This is a genomic window from Vibrio sp. TRT 2004, assembly GCF_050113735.1.
Lineage (GTDB): Bacteria > Pseudomonadota > Gammaproteobacteria > Enterobacterales > Vibrionaceae > Vibrio.
Genome location: NZ_JBNJOH010000121.1, coordinates 1 through 1,314, shown reverse-complemented (window position 1 = coordinate 1,314; position 1,314 = coordinate 1). Strand labels below are relative to the sequence as shown.

Genomic DNA, 1,314 nt, shown 5'->3' with positions numbered 1-1,314 from the left:
CAGAGCCAGAGCCAGAGCCAGAGCCAGAGCCAGAGCCAGAGCCAGAGCCAGAGCCAGAGCCAGAGCCAGAGCCAGAGGATGAAGATGATTGGTTAACGTCAGCCATTGAGGAAGTCGAAAACCCACAATTTGATATCGACGAACTTGAAGATGAAGCGCTGGAATCCGAACTGGATCCTATTGGTGAATCTGCGGTTACTGACGCGGCGGAAGTGGCGTCTGATGAACAAGACTTTGATGAACAAGACTCTGATGAAGAAGATGATTGGCTGACGTCTGCGATTGACGAAGTTGAAGGTCACACGCCAGAACAAGAGACCGTCAGCGTTGAGCAACAACCTAGGGTTGAACTCGATGAGTTTGAGTCTGAAGCGGGATCAGAACAGCCGCAAATTGAGCAAGAAGATGTACTTGCGCAGCAGGAGCTTAACGAAACACTAAAAGAGACTTCAGAGACTTCAGAGACTTCAGAGACTTCAGAGACTTCAGAGACTTCAGAGACTTCAGAGACTCCAAAAGAGTCCAGCGCACCAATGCCAGAAGCTATCGAGAATGAATTTGGCATTCCACAAGATGATGATTGGTTAATTGATGATGGGCAACCAGAAACCATCCAGCCGGAAGATGTGCTGGCTTCACTTTCTGCGGATGAAAATATCGAGCAGGAAGAGTTAGATCTAGCCGATATTGCGCAGCATGATGAGCTGAAAACAGAACAAAATGCACTAGCCGATGCAGAACCTGCACAACAGCTCACAGAGCCGCAAGCAGAAGATGAAGCGTTTGAATTCGATGACCTAGACTTGCCAGAGTTTGGTGAGGAAGAGGCATTGGCTGATGTGGCAGAAGCCCCAACTCTCGAACCTGAAGCGCTTGTTGCTGACTCTGTTGAAGAGCCGTCGCTGGAAGAGCCAGCCATGGCGTTCGATGAGCTTGAGCTGCCGGAATACAGCGAAGAAGACGCATTAGCGGATGCAGAGCTTGAACCTGTACAACAGCTCACAGAGCCTCAAGCAGAAGATGAAGCGTTCGAGTTGGATGACCTAGACTTGCCAGAGTTTGGTGAGGAAGAGGCATTGGCTGATGTGGCAGAAGCCCCAGCGCTCGAACCTGAAGCGCTTGTTGCTGAGTCTGTTGAAGAGCCGTCGCTGGAAGAGCCAGCCATGGCGTTCGATGAGCTTGAGCTGCCGGAATACAGTGAAGAAGACGCATTAGCGGATGCAGAACTTGAACCTGCACAACAGCTCACAGAGCCTCAAGCAGAAGATGAAGCGTTCGAGTTGGATGACCTAGACTTGCCAGAGTTTGGTGAGG

General features: G+C 50.6%; 1 pseudogene. It reads left to right on the top strand.

The window, feature by feature from the left end:
- Positions 1–1,314: pseudogene (locus tag ACQEXR_RS20140) on the top strand (FimV/HubP family polar landmark protein); the annotation flags it as partial.